The organism is Agromyces agglutinans (assembly GCF_009647605.1).
Lineage (GTDB): Bacteria > Actinomycetota > Actinomycetes > Actinomycetales > Microbacteriaceae > Agromyces > Agromyces agglutinans.
In genome coordinates, this window is the sequence record NZ_WJIF01000001.1 from 436,433 (window position 1) to 461,599 (window position 25,167).

A 25,167-nucleotide genomic window follows, 5' to 3' on the forward strand; every position below is an offset into this window, starting at 1 on the left:
CTGCCCACACTATGCGCGGCCGGTGACGGGCATGTGAACGGCGCGTCACGCGCCCGCTGCCCATCGCCACCCGGACGCGCTACGGTCGGAGCGTGACGACCCCTGCACCGCTCGCACCGCGCATCCCGGTGATCCGCCTCTCGCCGACCACCCCCGACCCGCGCTGGCGCCCGAAGGCGTACGAGGGCGAGGTGGTGCCGTTCCGGGCGACGGTCTTCCGCGAGGGCCACGATGCCGTCGGCGCGATGCTCGTGCTCACGGCGCCGTCGGGTGCGGTCACGCGCCGGCGCCTGTCGCCGATCGCCCCGGGCACCGATCGGTGGGAGACGCGGGTCCGGCTCGACGAGACGGGTGTGTGGCGCTGGCACGTCGACGGGTTCGGCGACGAGGTCGCGACGTGGCGGCACGACGCCGCCCTCAAGGTCGACGCCGGCGTCGACGTCGACCTCATGTACGAGCTCGGCGCGCGACTCGTCGACCGCGCGGTCGCCGAGACGTCGCGCCCAGCCGCGGTGCGCAAGCGGCTCGCGGCGTACGCGGCATCCCTTCGCGATACGGATGCCACGCCGGCGACCCGGCGCGCCCTCATCGACGACCCCGTGCTCGACGAGTTCGCCGTGCGCCCGCTCGCGCGGCTCACCACGGACTCGGGCGAACGCGAGCTGCTCGTCGAACGGCGCCGGGCCGGCGTCGGCAGCTGGTACGAGTTCTTCCCGCGCTCCGAGGGCGCGAAGCGCCTGAAGGACGGCGGCTGGCGCTCCGGCACCTTCCGAACCGCCGCCAAGCGCCTGCCGGGCGTCGCGGCGATGGGCTTCGACGTGCTCTACCTGCCACCGATCCATCCGATCGGGGTGACCAACCGCAAGGGTCGCAACAACACGCTGGACCCCGGGCCGGACGACCCGGGGTCGCCGTGGGCGATCGGCGGGCCGCTCGCCGACGGCACCGCGGGCGGCCACGACGCGGTGCATCCCGACCTCGGCACGCTCGCCGACTTCCGTGCGTTCGTGCGGCAGGCCGCGAACCACGGCATCGAGGTCGCGCTCGACCTCGCCCTGCAGGCCTCCCCCGACCACCCGTGGATCGCCGAGCACCCCGAGTGGTTCACGGTGCTGCCCGACGGGTCGATCCGCTACGCCGAGAACCCGCCGAAGAAGTACCAGGACATCTACCCGGTGAACTTCGACGACGACCCCGAGGGCGTCTTCGCCGAGGTGCTGCGCATCGTGCGGCACTGGATGGCGCAGGGCGTGCGCATCTTCCGCGTCGACAACCCGCACACGAAGCCCCTCGCGTTCTGGGAGCGCCTGATCGCCGAGGTGAACGCGGGCGACCCCGACGTCGTGTTCCTCGCCGAGGCGTTCACGCGACCGGCGATGCTGCACGCGCTCGCGGCGGCAGGCTTCCAGCAGTCGTACACCTACTTCACCTGGCGCAACACGAAGGAGGAGCTCACGGAGTTCCTCACCGGCCTGGCCGATGAGACCGCCGACTTCCTCCGGCCGAACCTCTTCGTGAACACGCCCGACATCCTCACCGAGTACCTCCAGTTCGGCGGGCCGGCCGCGTTCGCGGTGCGGGCGACGATCGCCGCCACCGCCGCGCCGACCTGGGGCGTCTACTCGGGCTTCGAGCTATTCGAGTCGGTCGCCCGCCCCGGTGCCGAGGAGGCGATCGACAACGAGAAGTACGAGTACAAGCCGCGCGACTTCGCCGCCGCCGAGCAGGAGGGCCGCTCGCTCGCGCTGTACCTCGGCATCCTCAACCGCATCCGGGCGGAGTCGCCGGCCCTGCAGCAGCTGCGCAACCTCACCGTGCACCCGACCGATGACGACGCGGTGCTCGCCTACTCGAAGCACCTCGAGGCCGAATTCACCGGCACCGGGCAGGACGACACGATCATCGTCGTGGCGAACGTCGACCCGCACTCCGTGCGCGAGACGACCGTGCACCTCGACCTCGCCGCCCTCGGCCTCGAGCCCGGCGCGCGTTTCACCGTCGAAGACCTGGTCGAGGGCGAACGCTGGGAGTGGGGCGCCTCCAACTACGTGCGCCTCGACGCGTTCACGCGGCCGGCGCACGTGCTGCGCGTCGTGCGCGAGCCCTCACCCGCCCGACGCCGACCGAACCGGAGCCCGAATGCCTGACGCCGCCCACGGGCCCGCCATCGACGACGCGGTCCTCGCCGCGGTCGCCGAGGGCCGGCACGCCGACCCGCACTCGGTCCTCGGACAGCACGGGTTCGAGGAGGGCGGCGCGGGGGCACCTCGCACCGTCATCAGAACGCGGCGTCCGCTGGCCTCCTCGGTCGATGCGGTGCTCGACGACGGCCGCGAGGTGCCGCTGGGCCACCTCGCGCACGGCATCTGGGCCGGCGCCGGCGAATTCGGCCCCACCGGCTACCGCATCCGCGCCCGGTACGCCGACGGCGCCGAGTGGACCGCCGACGACCCCTACCGCTTCGCGCCCACCATCGGCGAGCTCGACCTGCACCTCATCCACGAGGGCCGTCACGAGGAGCTCTGGCGCGCGCTCGGCGCGCGGCACCGCGAGCACTGGGGCCCCGGCGGCGCCGTCCGCGGCACCGCGTTCACGGTCTGGGCGCCGCGCGCCCGTGCGGTGCGCGTGGTCGGCGAGTTCAACCGCTGGGACGGGCAGGGCCACGCGATGCGCAGCATGGGCGCGAGCGGCGTCTGGGAGCTCTTCGTGCCCGACCTCGAACCCGGCGCCTCGTACAAGTTCGAGCTGCTCACTGCTGCCGGCGACTGGGTAATGAAGGCCGACCCGATGGCCCGGCAGGCCGAGATCGCGCCGGCGACCGCGTCGATCGTGTCGCACAGCGCGCACGAGTGGCGGGACGGCGAATGGATGTCCCGTCGCGCGGCGACCGATGCGCATGCCGAGCCGATGAGCATCTACGAGCTCCACCTCGGCTCGTGGCGGCCCGGGCGCGGGTACCGCGACGTCGCCGACGAGCTGATCGAGTACCTGCAGTGGCTGGGCTACACGCACGTCGAGTTCCTGCCGCTGGCGGAGCATCCGTTCGGCGGCTCATGGGGCTACCAGGTCACCGGCTACTACGCGGCGACGAGCCGCTTCGGCTCCCCCGACGACCTGCGATACCTCATCGACCGCCTGCACGGCGCCGGCATCGGCGTGATCATGGACTGGGTGCCCGGCCACTTCCCGAAGGACGGCTGGGCGCTCGCGCGCTTCGACGGCGAGCCGCTGTACGAGCACGCCGACCCGCGTCGCGGCGAGCAGCTCGACTGGGGCACGTACGTGTTCGACTACGGCAACCCGCGCGTGCGCAACTTCCTCGTCGCCAACGCGCTGTTCTGGTTCGAGGAGTTCCACGTCGACGGGCTGCGCGTGGATGCCGTGGCATCCATGCTCTACCTCGACTACTCGCGCGCCGACGGCGAGTGGCTGCCGAACGTGCACGGCGGTCGCGAGCACCTCGAGGCGATCGGCTTCCTGCAGGAGGTGACGGCGACCGCGTACAAGCGCAACCCCGGCATCGTGATGATCGCCGAGGAGTCGACGTCGTGGCCCGGCGTCACCGCGCCGACCTCGTCGGGCGGCCTCGGGTTCGGGTACAAGTGGAACATGGGCTGGATGCACGACACGCTCCAGTACATCCAGAAGGACCCCATGTACCGGTCGCACCACCACCACGACCTGACGTTCTCGTTCCTGTACGCGTTCAGCGAGCACTTCATCCTGCCGATCAGCCACGACGAGGTCGTGCACGGCAAGGGCTCGCTGGTGCGCAAGATGCCGGGCGACCACTGGCAGCAGCTCGCGAACACGCGCGCCTACCTGGCGTTCATGTGGGCCCACCCGGGCAAGCAGCTGCTGTTCATGGGCCAGGAGTTCGGCCAGCTGAGCGAGTGGAGCGAGGAACGCGGGCTCGACTGGTGGATCCTCGACCAGCCGAGCCACCGGCAGCTCGCCGAGTTCGTCGGCGCGCTCAACCGGTTGTACCGCGCGACGCCCGCGCTCTGGCAGCTCGACGACGACTCGGCCGGGTTCGAGTGGATCGAGGGCGGCGCGGCGGCCGAGAACGTGATCGCGTTCCTCCGCTACGACCGCGACCGCACGCCGCTCCTGTGCGCGGTGAACTTCTCGGGCAGGCCGCACGAGGGCTTCCGGCTCGGCCTGCCGCAGGCCGGGCGCTGGGTCGAGGTGCTGAACTCCGACGCCGCCGAGTTCGGCGGTTCGGGCGTCGGCAACCTCGGGGCCGTCGAGGCGACGGATGCCCCGTGGTCGGGGCGACCGGCCTCCGCGTCGTTCACGCTGCCGCCGCTCGGCGCGGTGTGGTTCCGCTTCGACCCGGCGGTCGAGTAGCGACGAAGGAGCGTATCGAGACCTGAGACCCGGGAGCCGGTTCAGTACAGCAGGTTCGCCAGACGCCGGCGTGCCGCGGCGACCCGCGGGTCGTCGGTGCCGACCACCTCGAAGTGCTCGATGAGCCGCTCGCGCACGCGCGCCTTGCCGTCGGCGTCGAGCGTCGGGAACAGGTCGAGCAGGCGCCCGAAGGCGTCGTCGATGTGCCCGCCCGAGAGGTCGAGGTCGGCGACGTCGAGCTGCGCGTCGAGGTCGCCCGGGTTCGCCGCCGCGGCGCCGCGGATCTCATCGAGCGTCTTGCCCTGGAGCCGGCCCAGCAGGTTCGCCTGCGCGAGCCCCGCGACCGCGAGCGCGTCGCGCGGGTCCTGCGCGATGGCCGTGCGGTACGCCGCGGACGCCGCCGCGTAGTCGCCGCGCGAGATCGCGTCGAACGCCTCCTGGTGCAGCGGTGGCAGCGGCTCCTCGACCGGTTCGGCCGGTTCGGATGCCCCGGCGCCCGCGTCGACCGTGCCGGTCACGCCGTTCTGCGCGGCCAGCTGCAGCAGCTGGTCGAACACCTGGTCGATGACGTCGGCCGGCTGCTCGCCCTGGAAGAGCGGGACGGGCTGCCCGCCCACGAGCGCCACGACGGTCGGGACGGACTGCGCCTGGAGCGCCTGCACGAGCTGCGGGTTGCGCTCGGCCTCGACGGTCGCGAGCACGAGCGCGCCGTTGCGGGCGCGCACGAGCCCCGCGAGCGTGTCGACGAGCGCGGTCGACGGCTCGCTCCAGCTCGCCCACAGGGCCATGACGACCGGAACCGTGCGCGAGAGTTCGAGCACCGGCGCGAACGACTGGTCGTCGGTCGCGAACACGATGGGGTCGTCGGCGCCAGCAGGGGCCGGAGCATCCGTCGCCCTCGGCGGCTGGACCAGCGACGAGAGGTCGACGGCGCCCCGGAAACCGGTGGGCTGGATGGGATCGGTCACGGTACCTCCGATGCTGCGACAAGGGACTCCGACCACCCGAGCAGGCGGACCGGATCGGACGAGCCCACGGGCGGCACGTAGAACAGCAGCAGCACCTCGCGGGTGGACTGCACGCCCTTCGCGCTCTGCTCGGTGAACCCCGAGAGGGCCTCGGCCGGGCTGCCGTCCTGGAAGCCGGTGGTGCCGCCGTCGTTCGGGCGCACGGCCTCGGTGCGCGTGACCGTCGCCGAGACGAGCGCGCCCGCGTCGTTCGTGGCGAGCGCGATCACCGGGTCGTCGGTCGCGGCCGCCGTGATCGTCGCCGTGACGGTCGGGTTCGCGCCCTCGATCTCGGCCTTGCGGCCCGCGGCGCTCAGCGCGTCGTCGAGTTCCATGCCCTCGAGGTCGAACTGCGCGGCGTACGCGCTCTGGGCGCCGATGTTGAGGATGTCGGCGAACGCCGGGGCGACCTGGCTCGGCGGCAGCAGCAGCAGCTTCGAGTCGGGCGTCACGAGCGGCGCGCCGATGGACGCCGGCGCCACCTCGGGCGGATCCGCGTCGGGCACGAGGGAGCTCACGTAGAAGATCTTGTAGTTCTCGCGCGGCGACTCCTGCACGAGCACCAGCGCCGTCGGCGCGACCGTGGGGTCTTCACCGTTCTGCACGACCTCGAGCACCGTGCGCGGCCACACGCCCGCCTTCGACTGCTGCGGCAGCGTGATCTCGAGCGGTGCCGCGGGGATCGCGGCGGGGGCGGCGTGGTCGGGCAGCGTGGTGCGGATCTGGTAGTTCGCCTGTCGCGCCTGGAGGGCCGGGCCCGCGAACCGTTCGGCGGCCACGGCGGTGTTGAGCTCCGCGTCGGCCTTCGCCGCGGCCGTGGAGATGCGGCTCATGATGCGCTCCATCTGCGAAACGGTCACGGCGGGCTCGACCTCGGTCGTCTCCTCCTCGGCCTCGACGCCACCGGCCGTCGCCGTCGGCGTGGGCGTCGGGGTGGGGGTCGGCGTCGCCGTCGCATCGCCCGGCATGCCCTCGAAGCTCGGCCAGTAGTCGGCCGAGCAGGCGCTCAGTGCGAGTGCCGGGATGAGCGCGACTCCCGCGACCATCGCCCGGCGGCCGCCCGACGACCGGCGACCGCTCGTGAGCTGCGCCTGGCGCCGACCGGGCTTGGGTGCGTTCGGCAGCTTGCCGCGCGAGCCCTTCGGGAGGTTGCGGCGCGGGCCGCGCGAGCGGCGGTGGTTCACGATGCCCGAGATGACGAGCCCCACGCCGACGAGGAACAGCAGGGTGCCCGCGGTCAGCAGCGGCCCGACCCACGGGGTCGAGTTCTCGATCGGCCACGCGATCGCGACGCGATCGGGCACCGGATCCTCGGAGCCCGATGCGACCAGCACCGAGATGCCCTCGGGGACGTCGATGGTCGTGGCCAGCCGGCCGTCGGCGGTCTGCTCGTCGAGCCAGAGGTCGGAACCCGACGGCGAGACAGCGGGTGTCGCGGGTTCGGTGCCCGCCTCCGCGGTCGCCTCGGGCGTTGCGGTCGGGGCGGGCTCGGCCGGAGCCGGCGTCTCGGTGGCGGCGGTGCCGTCGCTGCCGTCGCTGCCGCCCGCGGCCGCGCCGTCGTCGGATTCCGCACCCGGCTCGATGACCTCGTCGGTCAGTTCCTCGGCCTCGGCGTCGTAGCCGACCGAGATGTAGGGTTCCTCGCCGATCCACGCGAGCACGTCGCTCGAGCGCCCGTAGGCGAGGTACACCGTGCCGTCGCCGGCGATGGTGAGGGCCTGCTTGCCCGGCTGCGCACTGAGCGCCGCGGGCTCGATGACGACGTAGTCGGCCGCGGCCGAGTCGACGGTCACGTCGAGCGACCTGGTGTCTGGCTCGAGGAACACGGTGCGCTGCGCGATACCGAGCCCGATCAGCACGGCCGCGGCAACGAACGCCGCGATGGCGAAGACGAACCGCACGAACTACCTCCAGTGCCGCTGGCGCGGCTTCGGACAAAGACAACCCAGACTATCCACTCCGACTGGGAGGCGCCCGAACATCCGCTGTGCGCCGCGGTGGTCCGTTCGTGTGCGCCGCGGTGGTCCGTTCGTGTGCGCCGCGGTGGTCCGCTCGGCACCGTCTCGACCATAGAATGAGGCGATTCCCGCGCGATTCCCCCCAGCGGCGCGGGACCCGAGCCGGAGGAAGCATGGCCGTCGAAGAGACCGAGTTCACCCAGGTGTTCCGCGGATACGACAAGGACGAGGTCGACAAGGCCATCAACGGCCTTCGTCGCGACATCATCACCGCGAACACCCAGATCGCCGAGACCAACAAAGAGCACAAGCGCCTGCTGGCGCGCATCGAAGAGCTCACGGCAGAGCTCGAAGAGGTCGGCAGCCCGACCTTCTCGGGGCTCGGCACCAAGCTCGAGAACACCCTGCGAGTGGCCGAGGAGCAGTCGACGCGCCTCATCGCGCAGGCCGACATCGACGCCGAGAAGCTGCGTCGCGCCGCCGAAGACGAGGTGCACCTCCTCAAGTCCGACGCGCAGGAGCTCGCCGACCGCACCCTCAGCGAGTCGCGCAGCCAGGCGAACCGCACCCTCGAGAACGCCCGCGTCGAGGCCGACGACATGATCGCGCGCGCGCACGAGGCGAGCGAGCAGCTCCGCCAGGACGCGGCGCGCGACGCCGCCGCCATCCGCGGCGCGGCCTCGACCGAGTCCGCCGAGCTGCGCAGCAGCGCGAAGCGCGAGGCCGCCTCGGTCATCGCCGACGCCGAGCGCCGGGCTGCCGCCCTCCTCGCCGAGGCGAACACCGAGGCGACCGAGGCCCGTGCCGCGGCCGCCGGCCTCCAGCAGGAGACCGAGCAGACCCGCGCGGAGGTCGCCGTCGAGCTCGACCGCGCTCGCGCCGAGCTGGCGAAGGAGACCGAGCAGGCCCGCATCGACCTCGCCAAGCAGACCGAGCAGGCGAAGCTCGACCTGGACCGCGAGACCGCCGAGTCGCGTGCGGCCATCGAGGCCGAGATCGAGGAGCGCCGCGCCGCGCTCGAGCAGGAGCTCGAGCAGGCCCGTACCGACCTCGAGCGTGAGCTCGCGGCCGGCCGCGCCCAGCTCGACACCCAGCGCGAGCAGCTGAAGGTCGACCTCGAGCGCGAGGCCGACACGGCGCGCCTCAAGCTCAAGAACGAACTCGACCGCATCCGCATCAAGCACGAGAAGGACCTCGACCAGATCCGGGCCGACCTCTCGCTCGAGCAGGAGCAGGCGCGCGCGGACTTCGAGGCCGAGGCCGAGCAGGCACGCATCGACCTCGACAACCAGCTCACCGCGATGCGCAAGAAGACGACGCACGAGGTCAACCGTATGAAGCGCGAGATCGAGCAGGCGCGCATCGACCTCGACGCCGAGCTCGCCGCCAAGCGCGACGAGTCCGAGCAGGAGCTGCTGGCACGCCACCAGGAGGCGGTCGCCGAGACGCAGAAGTTCCTCGACGACGCCAACGCCGAACTGGCCGAAGCGGTTTCGCGCACGGCGGAGGCGCGCGCCGAGGCCGAGCGGCTCGAGACCCGGGTCCGCTCCGAGATCGCGGAGGTCCGCGACAAGGCCGACGAAGAGGCGCGCGAGCGCATCCAGGAGGCGCACGCGCAGGCGCGCAAGCTCATCGCCGACGCCGACGAGCGCACGCGTGCCCTCGTCGCCGACGCTGAAGACCGGCTCGCCCAGATCCGCATCGAGCGCGACGCCGTCGCCGGCTACTTCGAGAGCCTGCGCGGCGTGCTCACCCAGGCCGAGCAGGTCGCCGGCCAGCGCGGCTGAGCCGGACGGGGGGGCCGGCCGTGAAGATCCAGAACGCGTTCCGACTCGGTCTGGTCGGCACGCTCGGCGTCGGGGTCGGCCTCCTCATCCTCTTCTCGATCGCGAGTCTCTCGACGATCCTCACCTGGGTCGGGGCCGCGCTGTTCCTCGCGCTCGGACTCGACCCCGCCGTCGCCTGGCTCGAACGGCGCGGGCTCCCGCGATGGTCGGCGATCCTCATCGTGATCGCCGGGGTGGCGGGCGTGGTCGCGGCACTGCTCCTCGCCGTCATCCCGATCATCGTCGACCAGGTGGGCCAGCTCGTCGAGCAGGTGCCCCGCATCGTCGCACGGTTCAGCACCAACGACTGGATCGCCGACTTGCAGGACCAGTTCCCGCTCCTGCAGGTCGAGGAGATCTACGACTCGGTCTCGGCCGCGGCGATCGATTTCGTCTCCAACCCCGAGAAGTTGAGCGAGCTCGCGGGCGGCGTCTGGCAGGTCGCGATCGCGCTCGGCGGCGGCGTGTTCGCGGCCCTCATCGTGGTCATCCTCACCCTGTACTTCACGGCCTCGCTCGGGGCGATGAAGCGGGGTGTGTACCAGCTCGTGCCGGCCTCCCGGCGCGCCCGCTTCGCCGACCTCACCGAGCAGATCACGCAATCGGTCGGCCGCTACGTCATGGGCCAGGTCACCCTCGGCGCCATCAACGGGGCGCTCAGCTTCGTCTTCCTCTCGGCCATCCAGGCCCCGTTCCCGGCCGTCCTCGCCTTCGTCGCGTTCGTGTTCTCGCTCGTGCCGCTGGTCGGCACGCTCACCGGCTCCATCGTGATCGTGCTGGTGTGCCTGCTGCCGGGGCTCGGCTCACCGCTGACGGCCCTCGTGGCGGCGATCTACTACCTCGTGTACATGCAGGTCGAGGCATACATCCTGAGCCCCCGCATCATGAACCGCGCCGTCAAGGTGCCCGCGGCGCTCGTCGTCGTCGCGGCCCTCGCCGGCGGGGCGCTGCTCGGCATCCTCGGCGCACTCATCGCGATCCCGGTCGCCGCGTCGCTCCTGCTGCTGATCAAGCAGGTCGTCATCCCGCGCCAGAACGAGCGCTGATCAGCCCGCCGGCCAGGTCGTCGGCAGGGGCAGCGCCTCGGGCGCGACCCTCGACACGATCTCGTCGAGCACCCGCCGCGTCTGCTGTTCGCCCACCCACAGGTGCTTGGCGCCCTCGACGGGCACCACCTCGACGTTCGGCGCCGCGGCGAACCGCTCGACGGCTTCGGCCGGCCGCAGGAAGTCGTCGTGCTCCGGGATGAGCGCGACGACCGGCACCGAGGCATCCTTCCAGCGGGCGAGCTCCTCGGGCGTGGTGCGGTGCAGCGGCGGCGAGAGCAGGATCACGCCGGCCACCTCGTGCTCCCAGCCGTGCTTGAGGGCGAGTTCCGTGCCGAACGACCATCCGACGAGCCAGGGCCTCGGCAGGCCGCGTTCGCGCACGAATGCCATGGCGGCCGCGACATCCGCCCGCTCGGTGACGCCGTCGCCGAACTCGCCCTCGCTCGTGCCGCGCGGCGACGACGTGCCGCGCGTGTTGAACCGCAGCACCGCGACGCCCGCGAGGGCCGGAAGCCGGCCGGCTGCCTTGCGCAGGATGTGCGAGTCCATGAACCCGCCCGCGGTCGGGAGCGGATGCAGCGTCACGAGGGTCGCGACCGGCGCGCGGTCGACCGGCGTGGCGAGCTCGCCGACGAGGGTCAGGCCGTCGGCCGTGTGCAGTTCCACCTCTTCGCGCGTCGCGGGCAACTGCACCGCCGCACGGATCTCGATCGTGCCGGTTTCGCTCACGGGTTGGTCATCCTCCAGCAGTGGGTGTGCCAATGGCGGCGAGCGGCCAGGTCGGCGGCGTCGCCGAGCACGCCGTCGGCACGCCAGGTGACGAGGTGCGCGGTGCCCGGCACGACCTCCTGGCCGCAGCCCGGGCACGTGTAGGACTTGCCGGCCTGGCGCTCGGAGACGGGCTGCACGAACCACTCGCGACCACCGCGCACCTCGGTGCGTTTCCAGCCGGCGGTCAGCCGTTCGACGTCGAGTTCGGGATGCCCCTCACGCGCCTTCGCGGCGCGTCCGCGCGCTCGATTCGACGGTGCCATCGTTCCAGTCTACGGTCGCGATCGGGGCGGCCGGATCAGTACCAGCCGACGTCCTGCGAGTGGGCCCACGCGCCGCACGGGGTGCCGTAGCGGCCCGACACGTAGCCGAGTCCCCACTCGATCTGCGTGCCGGCGTTCGTCTCCCAGTCGGCGCCGGCGGTGGCCATCTTCGAGCCGGGCAGCGCCTGGGGGATGCCGTAGGCGCCGCTCGAGGCGTTGTACGCGTTCACGCGCCAGCCCGACTCCTTGGCCCACAGCGCGAACAGGCAGTCGTACTCGGAGGCCGGCCATCCGCGTGCGGCGACGGCGCCCGCGGCGTAGGACTGCGCCGAACCGGGGTCGGGCGTGACCGCGGGCGGCGCCCAGCCGCTGCTCGCCGTCGTCGACACCGGCTCCTCGGGCTTCAGCTCGACGAGATACGACTCGCGCGACAGCGACAGCTGGTGCTCGCCGGCGATCTCGACGTCTTGGGCCGCCGCGCCCCCGAACCGGTCGCCGGAGTTCGCGTACTCCGACGATGCGGTGGCCCCCGAGTACGGATCGACGATGTTCACGAGCAGGAAGCTGACCGCGGCGGAGAAGGCGAACACGACCGTGACGGCCTGCTTCGCGCGGCCGGCGGTGCGCACCGGGCCGGTGACCACCGAGCGTCGGACCTCGGGGGCGGAGACCCGCATCGATGCCGGCCGGAGGTGTGTGCGCGCGGCGACGGGGCGATACGCCGAGGAGCCGTCGGACGACGTGCCCTGCGCCTCCGGCGCGCCCGAACCCGAATGCCTACCCACGATCACCCGATCGTATCGAAACCGCCGGAGGCGGCGAAACCGCGCGCACCCTTCACCGCACCGCGAGCATGACGTCGACGACCGCGTCGAGCACGAGGTCGACCTGCGACTCGCGGTACCCGCCGCGCTGTGCCCGGAACGTGACCGTCCGCACATCGTCGATGCCGATCGGCCAGCCGTCGCTGAAGTACCGGCTGAGGCGCTCCGCGAAGCGGTCGACCTCCTTCACGCTGTAGCCGAGCACGAGCGGGTTCACCCGCTCGAACCGCTCGCCGTCGGCGCGGGCCAGCCGGTTCGAGACGACCTGCGCGGTCGTGCGCGCCTCGCGCAACCAGGCCTCGTCGCCGTGCAGGCGGGCCGCGATCTGGCGCTCACGGGCCGCGAACGCGTCTTCGAGGCGTTCCAGCGCGGCATCCACGTGGGCGGTGGAGTAGCCGCCCTTCTGCATGCCGAACGCGGTGAGCCGGATCTTCTCGGCGCTGACCTCCGGGTCGCCGGGAGCCGGCGTCCCGTCGAACGCACGCCGGGCGACCCTGAGGAACTCCTCGACCTGGTCGGTGTCGTATCCGAGCTTGGGTTTGCGCGCGCGGGGGAACGTCGAACTCGAACTCACGGCTCCAGTATTCCGCACGATCACCCGAACAGGCTGAACGCCACGTACGCGACGGCGGCCGAAGGCAGGATCGAGTCGAGCCGGTCGAGGAACCCGCCGTGGCCCGGCAGCCAGGAACTCATGTCCTTGATGCCGAGGTCGCGCTTGATGAGCGACTCGACGAGGTCGCCCATGGTCGCGGAGAGCATGATCGCGGCTCCGAAGAGCAGGCCGAACCACCACGGCTCGTCGAGCATGAACACGGCGAGGAGCACGCCGGCTACGAGGCTCGTGCCCGCCGCGCCCGCGAACCCCTCCCAGGTCTTCTTGGGGCTGATGACGGGCGCCATCGGATGCTTGCCGAACATGAGCCCGAACGCGTACGCGCCCGTGTCGGCCGCGACCGCCGCGATGATGAACGCGAGCGTCCACCACTGGCCGCCCTCGGCGGCCGTGAGGACGACGGCGAACGTCGCGAGGAACGTCACGTAGCCCTGGACGAACGCGCCGGCCGCGAGATCGAGCGCGAGACCCCGGCCGGGCTCGCGACCCTCGGCGTCGCGCGTCGCAGCCGCGGCGATGAGCCGCCACGCCGACGTGAGCACGATGCCGCCGAGCACGGCGAGCAGCTGCCCGCCCGCGCCGAGGTAGTACGACGCGGGAACCGCCGCGACCGCGGTCGCGACCGTCGGCACGATGGGCACGCGGATGTCGCCCTTGCGGAGCGCCTGCACGAGCTCGGAGCTCGCGAACGCCGCCACGACGACGGCGAACACCATGAAGAGTTCCTTGATGACCAGCAGGCTCAGCAGCAGCGCCGCGCCGAACGCCGCGCCGATCAGGATGGCGAGGATCAGGTTGCGCCCGGTACGGGCCTTGATCTTCTCCTGCGCCTGGTCGAACTGGGCACGACCGGCCTCGAACTGCCGCTCGATCTCGACCTTCCGGGCATGCACCTGCGATCGGAAGTCCTCGCGCGCGCTGCGGTCGTCATCTCCCCCGGCGCCCGTCGGCTCCCCCTCCGGGACACCTGTCATCTTCAGCCTCTGACCCCTCGGCCTAGACCTCGAGGAGCTCGGCTTCCTTGCGCTTGAGCGCGTCGTCGATCTGGTCGACGTGGGTCTTCGTGACCTGCTCGAGCTCCTTCTCGGCGCGCGCCACCTCGTCGTCGCCGACCTCGCCCTTCAGGGCGTCCAGGTCGTCTTTCGCCTTGCGGCGGATGTTGCGCACGGACACGCGCGCGTCTTCGGCCTTCGCCTTGACCATCTTGACGAACTCCTTGCGGCGCTCCTCGGTCAGCTCGGGCAGCGTCACCCGGATGAGGTTGCCGTCGTTCGTCGGGTTCGCACCGAGGTTGGGGGTGTCGCGGATGGCCTGCTCGATGTCGCGCAGCGCGCCCTTGTCGTACGGCGTGACGACGAGCGTGCGCGCCTCGGGGTTGTTCAGCGACGCCAGCTGCGACAGCGGCGTGGGCGTGCCGTAGTAGCTCACCATGATCTTCTGGAAGAGCTGGGGGTTCGCACGACCCGTACGGACGGTCGCGAAGTCGTCTTTGGCGACCTCGACGGCCTTCTGCATGCGTGCGGTGGCTTCGGACAGTACATCCGCGATCACGGGAGCTCCTTCTCTTCGCTGCACGGGACAGCTGCTCGGGACAGTCTATCGATCGGCCGACGGCACGCCGTTCGCGACGATCGTGCCCAGGTCGGCGCCGAGGATCGCGGCCGTGACGTTGCCGGCGGGCTGCATGCCGAACACCTGCATGGGCATGCCGTTGTCCATGCACAGGCTGAACGCGGTCGAGTCGACGACCTTGAGTCCTCGCTGCAGCGCCTCCTGGTAGCTGATGCGGTCGATCTTCGTCGCATCGGGGTTCGTGCGAGGGTCGTCGGAGTAGACGCCGTCGACGCCGTTCTTCGCGACGAGCACGATCTCGGCGTCGATCTCGAGCGCGCGCTGCGCGGCGACCGTGTCGGTCGAGAAGTACGGCAGCCCGGCGCCGGCGCCGAAGATGACGACGCGACCCTTCTCGAGGTGCCGCTCGGCGCGCCGCGGGATGTAGGGCTCGGCGACCTGGGTCATCGAGATCGCCGACTGCACCCGGGTCTCGGCGCCCGCCTGCTCGAGGAAGTCCTGCAGGGCGAGCGCGTTCATGACCGTGCCCAGCATGCCCATGTAGTCGGCGCGCCCGCGGTCCATGCCGCGCTGGCTCAGCTCGGCGCCGCGGAAGAAGTTGCCGCCGCCCACGACGATCGCGACCTCGACGGTGCGCGCCGCGTCGGCGATCTCGCGCGCGAGCGAGGAGACCACGTCGGGGTTGACGCCGAGCGCTCCGCCGCCGAATGCCTCTCCTGAGAGCTTGAGCAGCACCCTCCGCCTGCGTTCGGTCATGTGGCCGTCCCTTCGATCCCCGGGTTCAAAACTAGTGGTCGCCGCCGCGCGGAACACGGTGCGACGCGGACGGATGTCCTGGCGGGGCATCCGTCGCGCGCGCAGCGGAACCCCGCCGCGCACGCAAAGGGAGTCCGGATCGATGTCGATCCGGACTCCCCGTGGCGTGTCTTACGCGCCGACCTTGAAGCGAGCGAAGTCGCTCACGGTCAGGCCCGCGTCCTGCAGGACCTTCGCGATCGACAGCTTGTTGTCCTTCGCGTAGTCCTGGTCGAGCAGCGAGACCTGCTTGAAGTAGGCGCCCAGGCGACCCTCGACGATCTTCGGGAGCGCGGCCTCGGGCTTGCCCTCCTCGCGGGAGATCTGCTCGACGAGCGCGCGCTCCTTCTCGACCAGCTCGGCCGGGACGTCGTCGCGCGTGAGGTACTCGGGGTTCGCGAACGAGATGTGCTGCGCGACCGAGCGGGCCGTCTCGGCGTCGGCGCCGGCGTAGCCGAGGACCACGCCGACCTGCGGCGGCAGGTCCTTCGACGTCTTGTGCAGGTAGATCGAGAACTGCTCGCCCTTCACGAGGCGGATGCGACGCAGTTCGACCTTCTCGCCGAGGATCGCGGCCTCCTCGTTGATGACGTCGGCGACCGACTTGCCCTCGGCCGGGGCGGCCAGGGCCGTCTCGACCGAGTCGGCACGAGCCGCGGCAGCGGCCGCGAGCACGCGGTCGGCGAGGCCGACGAACTTGTCGCCCTTGGCGACGAAGTCGGTCTCGCAGGCGAGCTCGATCAGGGTCGCGGTGCCGTCGCCGTTGTCGGCGGCGGCCACGAGGCCCTCTGCGGTCGAACGGTCGGCACGCTTCGCGTTGCCCTTGGCACCCTTGAGGCGGAGGATCTCGACCGCCTTGTCCAGGTCGCCGTCGGCCTCGACGAGCGCGTTCTTGGTGTCGACCATGCCGGTGCCGAGGCGCTCGCGCAGGGTCTTGACGTCTTCGAGAGTGAAGTTGGCCATGTTCGGATTACTCTCCTGAACTCGTGGTCTGGACGTGTGTTACTTGGACTCGGCTGCGGCTTCGCCGGCCTCGTCGGCGACCGACTCGGTCGCGGCCTCTGCCGTGTCATCCGCCGAGACGGCCTCGGCGACCTCGGCGACCTCTTCGGCCTCGGCGGTCGCCTCGTCGACCTTGGCGGTCTCGGGCGAGGACTGCTCGGGCGTCTGCGCCTGGAGGAGCTCCTGCTCCCACTCGGCGAGCGGCTCGGCGGCCTCTTCGCCCTCTTCGGGCTTCTGGTGGCGCTGGATGAGGCCCTCGGCGGCGGCGTCGGCGATGATGCGCGTGAGCAGGCTCACCGAGCGGATCGCGTCGTCGTTGCCCGGGATCGGGTACTGGACCTCGTCGGGGTCGCAGTTCGTGTCGAGGATGCCGATGACGGGGATGCCGAGCTTCTTGGCCTCGTCGATCGCGAGGTGCTCCTTCTTGGTGTCCACGACCCAGAGCGCCGAGGGCGTCTTCGAGAGGTTGCGGATGCCGCCGAGCGACTTGTGCAGCTTGTCGAGCTCGCGCTTCTTGAGGAGGAGCTCCTTCTTGGTGAAGCCCGAGGTGGTGCCCTCGAAGTCGAGCTCCTCGAGCTCCTTCATGCGCGCGAGGCGCTTGGAGACCGTGGTGAAGTTCGTGAGAAGGCCGCCCAGCCAACGCTGGTTGACGTAGGGCTGGCCGACGCGCGTGGCCTGCTCGGCGATCGACTCCTGCGCCTGCTTCTTGGTGCCGACGAAGAGGATGGTGCCGCCGTGGGCGACCGTCTCCTTGACGAAGTCGTAGGCCTTGTCGATGTAGGCGAGCGACTGCTGCAGGTCGATGATGTAGATGCCCGAGCGCTCGGTGAAGATGAAGCGCTTCATCTTCGGGTTCCAGCGGCGGGTCTGGTGCCCGAAGTGCACGCCGCTGTCGAGCAGCTGGCGAATGGTGACGACGGCCATGAGCCGTTCTCCTTCTGTCTCAGTTGTTCGCTGCCGGCCGGCGGCCGGAAGCCCTGGCGCCCGGCACGGCTCCGCCCGATCCCGCATGGAATGCGGGGCTGGGACTGAATGGATTCGTGGCCGAATGGGCACGCGGAGTCACCTCGCAGGGCGAGGCGCAAGGGACATGCTATCACGCGAGCCCTCCTCCCCCGCCGCCCGTCGGCGGCGGTCGTGCACGGATCTCGCGGCACGCGGCACGGGTCGCCAGGCGACGAGGCAGCCTTGCCGCATGACCGATCTCCGGATGCCTCGCGCCGGGCGACGACGGGCCGGGCGTGCGTGGGCCGCGCTCGCCGCCCTGCTGCTTCCGGCCGCGCTCGTTCCCGCCGACGCGTCGGCGTCGGCCGCGGTCGCACTGCCGGCTGCGACGGTACTGCCAGCGGCCCCGCCGGATGCCGTCGCGGGCGACTGGGCCTGGCCGGTGGGAGCGCCGATCCGGGTCCTCGAACCGTTCCGACGGCCGGCCACCCGATACTCCGCCGGCCATCGCGGCATCGACGTCGCCGCGACGGCCGGCGATCCGGTCATGGCAGCCGGCACCGGGGTGGTGCACTTCGCCGGTGCCGTCGCGGGCCGCGACGTGGTGTCGATCGACCACGGCGATGGGGTCATCAGCGCCATCGAGCCCGTCACCGCGGTGGTGGCCGAGGGCGACGTCGTGCGCCGCGGCGAACCGATCGGCGCCGTGAGCGCGGGCGGCCACTGCACCGGCACGTGCGTGCACTTCGGCGTCCGGGTCGACGGCGAGTACGTCTCGCCGTTCCTGTACCTCGGCGGCGTCCCGCGCGCGGTGCTGCTGCCGCTCGCCGGGTGACGGCCTCCGGCCGGCGGGCGACGTGGGGCCGGCGCGGTGGGTCGTCGCGGTGGACGACGAACCGTGGGCGGCGGAGGCGGGCGGGCTGGTCGTGCTCAGGCGCGCGGATGCGCGGTGCGATAGGTCTGTTTGAGTCGTTCGGCCGAGACGTGCGTGTAGATCTGCGTGGTGCCGAGGCTCGCGTGGCCGAGGAACTCCTGCACGGCCCTGAGGTCGGCGCCGCCGTCGAGCAGGTGGGTCGCCGCGGTGTGCCGCAGGGCGTGCGGGCCGCTCGGCCCGGTGCCGGGGATCTCGGCGAGGAGCGCGGCGATCAGGCGGTGCACCGACCTCGGACCGAGCCGCCCGCCTCGCACGCCGACGAACGCGGCGCGTCCGCCCTGCGGCGCGCGGCGGTGCGATTCGAGGGTCGATTTCGCGGCAGTCGCGTCAGCCGCCCCGGCGACGGCATCTGCGGCGGCCGCGAGCAGTGCGGCGCGACCGCGCTCGAGGTACTGGTCGAGCGACCTGGCGGCCGGCGCGCCGTAGGGCACGACGCGTTCCTTCGAGCCCTTGCCCAGCACGCGGAGGGTCCGGCGCTCGCGGTCGATGTCGTCGAGGTCGAGGCCGACGAGCTCGGAGACGCGAAGACCCGAGGCGTACAGCAGCTCGACGATCGCGCTGTCGCGCGCGGCGACCGGGTCGCCGTCGGCGGCGGCCGCGTCGAGCCGGTCGAGGAGGCCGGTGATCGCCGGTTGCGTCAGCACGCGCGGAAGCGTGCGCTGCGCCTTCGGCGCGCGCAGGCGCACCGCCGGGTCGGCCGCGACGAGCCCTCGGCGCGCGCTCCAGGCGCAGAATCCGCGGGCGGACGCCGCGCGCCGGGCGATCGTCGCGCGGGCCAGGCCCAGTTCGGTCGACTCCCACAGCCAGTCGCGAAGGGTCGGAAGGTCGATGCGTGCCAGCTCGACGGGCCGGCCGGGTTCGCCGCCCGCGGCGAGCGCGCGGCGTTCGAGGAACCGGGCGAGGTCGGCGAGGTCGCTGCCGTAGGCGGCGACGGTATTGGCCGAGTAGCCGCGTTCGGCGGTGAGGTGCACGAGGTAGTCGTGGAGCGCGACATCGAGCGGAGGGGCGTGCTCGCTCATGGCGTCCGCTTGCGCGAGAACCGGTCGAGGCGGCCGTCGGCGTCGAGCCCTTCGATCTCGGCGAGGAACTCGGCGCCGAAGCTCGAGACGACGTCGAAGGGCCCCAGCGGCACCACGGCGGTGATCGCGCCGTCGTCGTAGAGGTGGACCACCGAGAAGGAGCGACCGCCGTCGATGCCGACGAGCTCGCGCGGCCGCGCCGAGAGATCCATCGTGTAGGCCGTCGCGCCGGCGACCGCGACCGGGATGCCGGTGAAGGTGCCGGTGGTCGCGTAGTGCAGGTGCCCACCGAGGATGAGCCGGACGTCGCTGCCGGCGAGCACGTCGGCGAGCGCGTCCTGCCCCTGCAGTTCGAGGACGTCCATGAGCGCCAGCGGGGTCGCGATGGGTGCGTGGTGCATCGCGAGGACGGTGCCGTGCGGCGCGGGCACGGCGAGGACCGCGCGTAGCCAGCTGACCGTTTCGCCGTCGATCATGCCGTGGTGCCAGCCGGGCACCGTCACATCGAGCGACACGATGCGCAGGCCCCCGACGTCGACCACGCGGTGCACGGGTGAGTCCGTGGGCGGGTCGTCGGTGAGCCCGGCCCGGAAGGCGGCGCGCTCGTCGTGGTTGCCCATCACCCACACGAGTTCGGCGCCGGTGGCGACGGCCAGGGGCTCGAGGGCTGCGCGAGCACGACGGTACGCGTCGGCCTCGCCGAGGTCGGCCACGTCGCCCGTGACGACGATCGCGTCGAGCGCGTCGCTGAGCCGCTCGAGCTGGCTGATCGCCTGGTCGAGCGCCGCGACGGTGTCGGCCCGACCGCCGAGCGGTGCCCCGCCCGCCAGCAGATGGAGGTCGGAGACGTGCGCGATGACGTGCCTGGCCGCGGGGTAACGGCCGAGCCTGGGTGCTTCGGTGTGTCCGTCCACGCGGCCAGCCTAGGGCGGCCCACCGACGCGTCCGCCGAGGCCGCGCCGACCGCCGCGGGGGTGCGTCGGCGCGAAGTCGACGCGTCGGACATCAGGCGCCGCGGCTGGATGGCACCACCGGGCGCCGCCCACGCGACCGCCCCGCCTGCCGCGCCGCCCAGGTCAACCGGCCGCCGGCCGCGCCGCCCAGCCTTCGGCGCGCCGCACCACGCGTCCTTCGGCCTCGAGCGAGCCGAGGACGCCGAGCACGCGTCGCGGTTCGAGCCCGGCGCGCCGGGCGACGTCGTCGGTGGTGCGGGGCGATCGCGCGCTGAGCGCGTCGAGGACGCGGATGCCATCAGCGGTGACCGCGGTGTCCCAGGCGCCCGTCGCCGAACCCGTCGGCGTCGCCGCCGCTGCGAGGTCGCCATCGGCGAGCGCGAGTTCGGCCATCTGCTCCGCATCGACGACGCACACCGCGTCGAACTCGCGCAGGAGTCGGTGGCATCCGGCCGACGCCGGGCTCGTCACGGGCCCCGGCACCGCACCGAGCGGTCGCCCGAGGGTCGCCGCGTGCCCGGCCGTGTTGAGGGAGCCCGACCGCAGGCCGGCCTCGAGCACGATGGTGGCCGCCGTCGACGCGGCGATCAGCCGGTTGCGCTGGAGGAACCTCCACTTCGTGGGTGCGGCCCCGCACGGCAGCTCGGAGACCACAGCACCCGTCTCGGCGATGCGGGCGAGCAGCGACTCGTGCCCCATGGGGTAGAACCGGTCGACGCCGCCGGCGAGGTACGCGACGGTGGTGCCGTCGCTTCGCAGGGTCGAGCGATGCGCCATCCCGTCGATGCCGTACGCGCCGCCCGAGACGACCGTGAAGCCACGGTCGGCCAGGCCGCCGGCCGCCTCGACCGCGACGTGCTCGCCGTAGCCGCTGGCGGCCCGGGCTCCCACGAGCGAGATCGATCGTGCGACCGTCACGGCGTCGAGCCGGCCGCGGACCCAGAGGGCGAGCGGGCGATGCCGGCCGAGGTCGTCGAGGCGGACGGGCCACGCGTCGTCGCCGGGCACCACGAGTCGAGCGCCCACACGGCCGGCCTGCTGGAGCGACCGGGCGAACGCCTCGACGTCGACCCGCGGGGACCACCGGCCGTGCGCCGCCCGAATCGAACGCGGGTCGAGGCGTACGCCTCGGGCCGCGAGCGCAGCGGACATGCCTTCGGCATCCGCGCGCTCGAGCAGGACCTCGGCGACGCCCCGCGCTCCGATCGCGGCGACGAGTTCGCCCATCACGCCGTCGCCCGGCTCGGCGATCGCGCCGAGGAAGGCCCGGGCGAGTGCCTCGTCGTCCCCTCCGGAAGGGCGCGTGCCGACGATGCCCGATCCGGCGGCCTGCCGCAGCCGGTCGAAGACCGCGGTCACGGCTGCATCCCCTTGCGCAGCGCCAGCGCGTGGCCGACGTGATCGGCGTCGGGTATCGCGACGCCGTCGAGATCCGCGAGCGACCATGCGACCTTCAACACCCGGTCGTAGCCGCGCATGGTCACGGTGCCGCGCTCGAGCGCCCGGTCCAGCGACACGCACGCCCGGTTGCCCGGATGCAGGCCGCCCGCACCGCGCAACCACGGCCCGGGCACCTCGGCGTTCGTGCGCCACGGAGTGCCGCGCAGCCGCTCTGCGGCCGCCTCCCTGGCGGCGGACACCCGGCGCTTGGCCTCCGCGCTCGTCAGGGACGGACGCTCGCCCGCCATCCGGAGCTCCTGCGCCGTGATGCGCGGCACCCAGAGGTGCACGTCGATGCGGTCCATCAGCGGACCGGAGAGCCGCGCGAGGTAGCGCCGACGCACCACCGGCGGGCAGGTGCAGTCGCTGTTCTTGAGGCCGTGCTGGCCGCACGGGCACGGGTTGGCGGCGAGGACCAGCTGGAACCGGGCGGGGAAGGTCGCCACCGCGTTCGCCCGGTGGATGCTGATCACGCCCGCCTCCAGCGGCTGGCGCAGCACGTCGAGCACCGACGCCGCGAATTCCGGGGCCTCGTCGAGGAACAGGACCCCGTGCGAGGCACGGGGGGCTGCGCCCGGTCGGATGCCACGGCTGCCGCCGCCCACGATCGCCGCGGCGCTCGCCGTGTGGTGCGGCGCGACGAACGGCGGACGCAGGTCGAGGCCGCCGTGCGGGGCCTCGCCGGCGAGCGAACGCAGCGACGCGACCTCGAGGGCGGCATCGGCGTCGAGGTCGGGCAGGATACCGGGCAGTCGCGACGCGAGCATGGTCTTGCCGGCCCCGGGAGGACCACCGAGGAAGACATGGTGGCCGCCGGCCGCCGCGGCGAGCAGCGCCTGCACGGCGTCGGTGTTGCCCGTCACGTCGGCGAGGTCGCCGGCGGGAGCCACCGGAGCCGGTGGCGGCGAGGCGTCCGCCTCGACATCGCGCTCGCGGGCCGCTCGCTCGCGGAAGGCCTCCGCCGTCTCCGGGTCGAACGATCCGCCGTGGCGGATCGCCGCCTCGATGAGCGAACCGACGGCGATGACCTCGACGCCGGGAACGAGCGCGGCCTCCTCGGCATTCGCCTCGGGAACCATCACCGTTCGATGTCCGGCGCGTGAAGCCGCGAGCACGGCCGGCAGCACCCCGGCGATGGGGCGCACCCGGCCGTCGAGCCCGAGCTCGCCGAGGTGCACCATGCGGTCGACGGAGGCCGGATCGACCATGCCGGCGGCGGCGAGGCAGGCCAGCGCGATCGCCAGGTCGAATCCCGAGCCGTGCTTGGGCAAGGACGCCGGCGAGAGGTTCACCGTGAGCCGCCGCTGCGGCAGCGGGCAACCGGCGTTGGAAGCCGCCGAGCGCACGCGTTCGCGCGCCTCGCCGAGCGCCGCGTCGGGCAGGCCGATGATCACGAGACCGGGCAGCTGGCTCGCGAGGTCGGCCTCGACCTCGACCACCGAGCCCGCGAGCCCGATCAGCGCCACGGCGCGGGTGCGCGCCACCGGCATCAGCTCAGCCCCTCGAGGTGCTCGACCAGGGGCGGTGCCTCGACCGGGGCGAGCACGGCGACCGCGTCGATGCGGATTCGGCCGACCGGCTCCTCGGACTGCACGCACCACGCGACCGCGAGTCGGCGCATGCGGGCGAGCTTGACCGGCGTGATCGCTTCGAATGGGTGCCCGAAGTCCGCGCTCGTGCGCGTCTTCACCTCGACGAACACCGTGTCGCTGCCGTCGCGCGCGACGATGTCGATCTCGCCGAGCCGGCATCGCCAGTTGCGATCGATGACCTGCATGCCGCGCGCCTCGAGATGGGTGACCGCGAGGGCTTCGCCGCGCCGTCCGAGTTCCGTGTTGTGCGCCATCCGCACCACCTCCGCGACCCAGCGTCGCGCGACAGCGCGCCGGGAAACGGTTGGGATGCGGCATCCGTCAGCGGTTCATCGAACAGCCGGCTTGTGCAGAAGCAGACGTCGCGACGTCGGTGGGCCGCGGAGGCCGACGATCGCGGGCGAATGCCCGCGCGCAGCAGCCCTGGGCTACTCGTCGAGCGCCAGTTCCTTCGGCAGCTCGAACTCGCGCGTCGCGAGCTCCTCGATGTTGACGTCCTTGAAGGTCAGCACGCGCACCGACTTCACGAACCGGTCGGCGCGGTAGACGTCCCAGACCCAGACGTCCTTCATCGAGAGTTCGAAGTAGAAGTCGTGCTCGGTGTCGCGCCGGACCAGTTCCACCTCGTTCGCGAGGTAGAAGCGGCGCTCCGTCTCGACCACGTACTGGAACTGCGCGACGATGTCGCGGTACTCCCGGTACAGGGCCAACTCGACTTCGCGGTCGTAGTCGTCGAACTCGTCCTCATCCATCGGGTTCATCCTACGCCGAGGTCGAAGAGGGCAGGACCGGCCTCCACCGCGTCGTCCTTGGCATGCAGCCAGGTGTGGCGGTGCAGCCGGCTCGGCCCGTGACGGTCGAGCGCGGCGAAGTGCGCGCGCGTCGAATAGCCCTTGTTCTCGTCCCAGGCGTAGAGCGGCAGTTCGTCGTGCTCCCGGCGCATGCCGCGATCGCGGTGCACCTTCGCGATGACGGATGCCGCGGACACCGACGCGCAGTCGCGGTCGGCCTTGATGCGCGTGATGACCTGGGCGCGGTGCTCGATCGAGGCGCTCAACCAGTCGTGGTTGCCGTCGAGCAGCAGCGGCGCGCCGGCCGCCAGCTCGACCGTGTCGGCGAGCGACCGATACGCGCGCGCGCCGGCGAGACCGAGGCACGCCATGATGCCGAGCGCGTCGATCTCGTCGGCGGATGCCTCGCCGACGGCCGAGGCGAGCACCCACGACGCGGCACGCGGAGCGAGCAGCTCCCGCTTCGGCTCGGGCAGCAGCTTCGAATCGCGCAGGCCCGCCGGCATGCGGCGCACGTCGGGTCGGATGACCACGATGCCCACGGTGACGGGACCCGCGAGCGCCCCGCGGCCGACCTCATCGCAGGCCAGCACGATCGGTGCGCCGTCGGCGAAGAGCGCGCGCTCGACGCTGAGCGAGGGAGGACGGCCCGCGGTCATCGACCCGCACCCTCCTCGACGCCGGCGAACACGTCGGGATAGTTGCCGAGCCAGGCCCAGTGCGAGACGGGCCAGCTGACGACGAACGCCTTGCCGACCACGTTCTCGATCGGGACGAACCCCTTGAGCGGCGTATCGCCGTTGTAGCGCGAGTCCTTGGAGTTGTAGCGGTTGTCGCCCATGACCCAGAGCGAGTCGTCGGGAACGGTGACGTCGAAGTCGTCGCGCGAGACCTTGCTCTCGCCGGCGGGCAGCACCGCGTACTCGGTCTCGTCGAGGGGTACGCCGTTCACGGTCATCTGCCCGAGCGCGTTGCAGCACGCGACGTGATCGCCCGGCAGCCCGATGACGCGCTTGACGAGGTGGTCGTTCGAGTCGGGAGCCGAGAGGCCCACGAACGCGAGGAACCAGTCGAACGCCGCGACGAGCGGGGGCTGCTCGATCTCGGGCGAGGCGGGGAGCCACCCGCCCGGGTCCTGGAAGACGACGACGTCTCCGCGCTCGATCGGCACGACCTCGGGCACGAGCTCGTTCACGATGATGCGGTCGTCGATCTCGAGGGTCTGCTCCATCGACTGCGACGGGATGAAGAACGACCGGATGAGGAACGTCTTGATGAGGAACGAGACGAGCACCGCCACCACGAAGATCACGAGGAGGTCGCGGATGAACAGCAGCACCCCGCGCTTCCGCCTGGTCGCCGAAGATTGCCCCTCGCGATCGTCGCGCGTGGTGCGTGTTTCCTGTGTCATTTAACCGCCCGAGCTCCCCACCCAGTCTAGGGGTGGGGAGCTCGGTCGA

General features: G+C 72.1%; 24 protein-coding genes. 5 read left to right on the plus strand and 19 right to left on the minus strand.

From position 1 onward, the window contains the following. Positions 1 to 92: 92 nt before the first annotated feature. Both GE115_RS18460 and glgB read left to right on the plus strand, forming a co-directional pair. Positions 93 to 2,147, plus strand: coding sequence for a maltotransferase domain-containing protein (locus GE115_RS18460; protein WP_312854808.1), 2,055 nt, complete (start codon positions 93 to 95; stop codon positions 2,145 to 2,147). Further along, complete coding sequence (gene glgB, locus GE115_RS02090; protein ID WP_153683121.1) at positions 2,140 to 4,350, plus strand: 1,4-alpha-glucan branching protein GlgB; 2,211 nt, start codon at positions 2,140 to 2,142, stop codon at positions 4,348 to 4,350. Before GE115_RS18460 ends, glgB begins: the two co-directional genes overlap by 8 nt. Positions 4,351 to 4,391: 41 nt before the next feature. Here glgB and GE115_RS02095 read toward each other — a convergent pair whose 3' ends face one another. Further along, a complete protein-coding gene (locus tag GE115_RS02095; protein WP_312854809.1) occupies positions 4,392 to 5,318 on the minus strand; it encodes a tetratricopeptide repeat protein in 927 nt (308 codons plus the stop codon). After that, positions 5,315 to 7,258 carry a DUF8094 domain-containing protein gene (locus tag GE115_RS02100; protein ID WP_153683122.1) on the minus strand — a complete coding sequence of 648 codons (1,944 nt, stop codon included), beginning with the start codon at positions 7,256 to 7,258 and terminating at the stop codon, positions 5,315 to 5,317. The genes GE115_RS02095 and GE115_RS02100 overlap by 4 nt, the downstream gene beginning before the upstream one ends. A 230-nt stretch (positions 7,259 to 7,488) precedes the next feature. Between GE115_RS02100 and GE115_RS02105 the strand changes: the two genes are divergently transcribed. Both GE115_RS02105 and GE115_RS02110 read left to right on the plus strand, forming a co-directional pair. Beyond that, complete coding sequence (locus GE115_RS02105; RefSeq protein WP_153683123.1) at positions 7,489 to 9,102, plus strand: DivIVA domain-containing protein; 1,614 nt, start codon at positions 7,489 to 7,491, stop codon at positions 9,100 to 9,102. A 20-nt stretch (positions 9,103 to 9,122) separates the two neighbouring features. Beyond that, entirely contained in the window at positions 9,123 to 10,187 is a 1,065-nt protein-coding gene (locus tag GE115_RS02110; RefSeq protein ID WP_312854810.1) for an AI-2E family transporter, read from the plus strand. On the opposite strand, the gene GE115_RS02115 is transcribed toward GE115_RS02110, so the two are convergent. The 9 genes from GE115_RS02115 to rpsB all read right to left on the minus strand — a co-directional run bounded on the left by GE115_RS02115 (position 10,188) and on the right by rpsB (position 16,957). Then, the gene (locus tag GE115_RS02115) at positions 10,188 to 10,901 is read right to left on the minus strand and encodes an alpha/beta hydrolase (protein ID WP_312854854.1); all 714 of its coding nucleotides are present in this window, start codon (positions 10,899 to 10,901) and stop codon (positions 10,188 to 10,190) included. A 14-nt stretch (positions 10,902 to 10,915) separates the two neighbouring features. Then, the gene (locus GE115_RS02120) at positions 10,916 to 11,224 is read right to left on the minus strand and encodes an Rv1322 family protein (protein ID WP_246190461.1); all 309 of its coding nucleotides are present in this window, start codon (positions 11,222 to 11,224) and stop codon (positions 10,916 to 10,918) included. A 35-nt stretch (positions 11,225 to 11,259) separates the two neighbouring features. Then, positions 11,260 to 12,009 (minus strand): aggregation-promoting factor C-terminal-like domain-containing protein, encoded by a 750-nt coding sequence (locus tag GE115_RS18680; protein WP_312854811.1) that lies wholly within the window; start codon positions 12,007 to 12,009, stop codon positions 11,260 to 11,262. Between the two features lie 52 nt (positions 12,010 to 12,061). Further along, positions 12,062 to 12,622, minus strand: coding sequence for a DivIVA domain-containing protein (locus tag GE115_RS02130; RefSeq protein ID WP_312854812.1), 561 nt, complete (start codon positions 12,620 to 12,622; stop codon positions 12,062 to 12,064). A gap of 20 nt (positions 12,623 to 12,642) precedes the next feature. Beyond that, the gene (locus GE115_RS02135) at positions 12,643 to 13,638 is read right to left on the minus strand and encodes a phosphatidate cytidylyltransferase (RefSeq protein ID WP_153683125.1); all 996 of its coding nucleotides are present in this window, start codon (positions 13,636 to 13,638) and stop codon (positions 12,643 to 12,645) included. A 22-nt stretch (positions 13,639 to 13,660) separates the two neighbouring features. Continuing rightward, positions 13,661 to 14,215, minus strand: a complete 555-nt coding sequence (gene frr / locus GE115_RS02140) for a ribosome recycling factor (RefSeq protein WP_312854813.1) — start codon at positions 14,213 to 14,215, stop codon at positions 13,661 to 13,663. Positions 14,216 to 14,260: 45 nt separating this feature from the next. Next, entirely contained in the window at positions 14,261 to 14,992 is a 732-nt protein-coding gene (gene pyrH, locus GE115_RS02145; protein ID WP_153683126.1) for a UMP kinase, read from the minus strand. A 171-nt stretch (positions 14,993 to 15,163) separates the two neighbouring features. After that, complete coding sequence (tsf, locus tag GE115_RS02150) at positions 15,164 to 15,994, minus strand: translation elongation factor Ts (RefSeq protein WP_153683127.1); 831 nt, start codon at positions 15,992 to 15,994, stop codon at positions 15,164 to 15,166. Between the two features lie 39 nt (positions 15,995 to 16,033). Beyond that, complete coding sequence (gene rpsB / locus GE115_RS02155; RefSeq protein WP_153683128.1) at positions 16,034 to 16,957, minus strand: 30S ribosomal protein S2; 924 nt, start codon at positions 16,955 to 16,957, stop codon at positions 16,034 to 16,036. A 271-nt stretch (positions 16,958 to 17,228) separates the two neighbouring features. Here rpsB and GE115_RS02160 point away from each other — a divergent pair, with 271 nt between their 5' ends. Further along, positions 17,229 to 17,813: a M23 family metallopeptidase gene (locus GE115_RS02160; protein WP_246190462.1), complete on the plus strand. Its 585-nt coding sequence runs from the start codon at positions 17,229 to 17,231 to the stop codon at positions 17,811 to 17,813. Positions 17,814 to 17,908: 95 nt separating this feature from the next. Here the strand turns inward: GE115_RS02160 and GE115_RS02165 are convergent, their stop codons facing one another. From GE115_RS02165 to lepB, 8 genes are all read right to left on the minus strand, one after another. Then, positions 17,909 to 18,931 carry a tyrosine recombinase XerC gene (locus GE115_RS02165; protein ID WP_153683129.1) on the minus strand — a complete coding sequence of 341 codons (1,023 nt, stop codon included), beginning with the start codon at positions 18,929 to 18,931 and terminating at the stop codon, positions 17,909 to 17,911. Then, the gene (locus GE115_RS02170) at positions 18,928 to 19,845 is read right to left on the minus strand and encodes a metallophosphoesterase (RefSeq protein ID WP_312854814.1); all 918 of its coding nucleotides are present in this window, start codon (positions 19,843 to 19,845) and stop codon (positions 18,928 to 18,930) included. The genes GE115_RS02165 and GE115_RS02170 overlap by 4 nt, the downstream gene beginning before the upstream one ends. Before the next feature lie 162 nt (positions 19,846 to 20,007). Then, the gene (gene dprA / locus GE115_RS02175; RefSeq protein WP_312854815.1) at positions 20,008 to 21,243 is read right to left on the minus strand and encodes a DNA-processing protein DprA; all 1,236 of its coding nucleotides are present in this window, start codon (positions 21,241 to 21,243) and stop codon (positions 20,008 to 20,010) included. Continuing rightward, positions 21,240 to 22,814 (minus strand): YifB family Mg chelatase-like AAA ATPase, encoded by a 1,575-nt coding sequence (locus GE115_RS02180; RefSeq protein WP_153683130.1) that lies wholly within the window; start codon positions 22,812 to 22,814, stop codon positions 21,240 to 21,242. The genes dprA and GE115_RS02180 overlap by 4 nt, the downstream gene beginning before the upstream one ends. After that, positions 22,814 to 23,170 (minus strand): YraN family protein, encoded by a 357-nt coding sequence (locus tag GE115_RS02185; RefSeq protein WP_153683131.1) that lies wholly within the window; start codon positions 23,168 to 23,170, stop codon positions 22,814 to 22,816. Before GE115_RS02185 ends, GE115_RS02180 begins: the two co-directional genes overlap by 1 nt. A 174-nt stretch (positions 23,171 to 23,344) precedes the next feature. Continuing rightward, a complete protein-coding gene (locus tag GE115_RS02190; RefSeq protein WP_153683132.1) occupies positions 23,345 to 23,668 on the minus strand; it encodes a DUF2469 family protein in 324 nt (107 codons plus the stop codon). A gap of 5 nt (positions 23,669 to 23,673) precedes the next feature. Next, a complete protein-coding gene (gene rnhB, locus GE115_RS02195; RefSeq protein ID WP_153683133.1) occupies positions 23,674 to 24,366 on the minus strand; it encodes a ribonuclease HII in 693 nt (230 codons plus the stop codon). Then, positions 24,363 to 25,118 carry a signal peptidase I gene (lepB, locus tag GE115_RS02200; RefSeq protein ID WP_153683134.1) on the minus strand — a complete coding sequence of 252 codons (756 nt, stop codon included), beginning with the start codon at positions 25,116 to 25,118 and terminating at the stop codon, positions 24,363 to 24,365. The genes rnhB and lepB overlap by 4 nt, the downstream gene beginning before the upstream one ends. Positions 25,119 to 25,167: the final 49 nt, after the last annotated feature.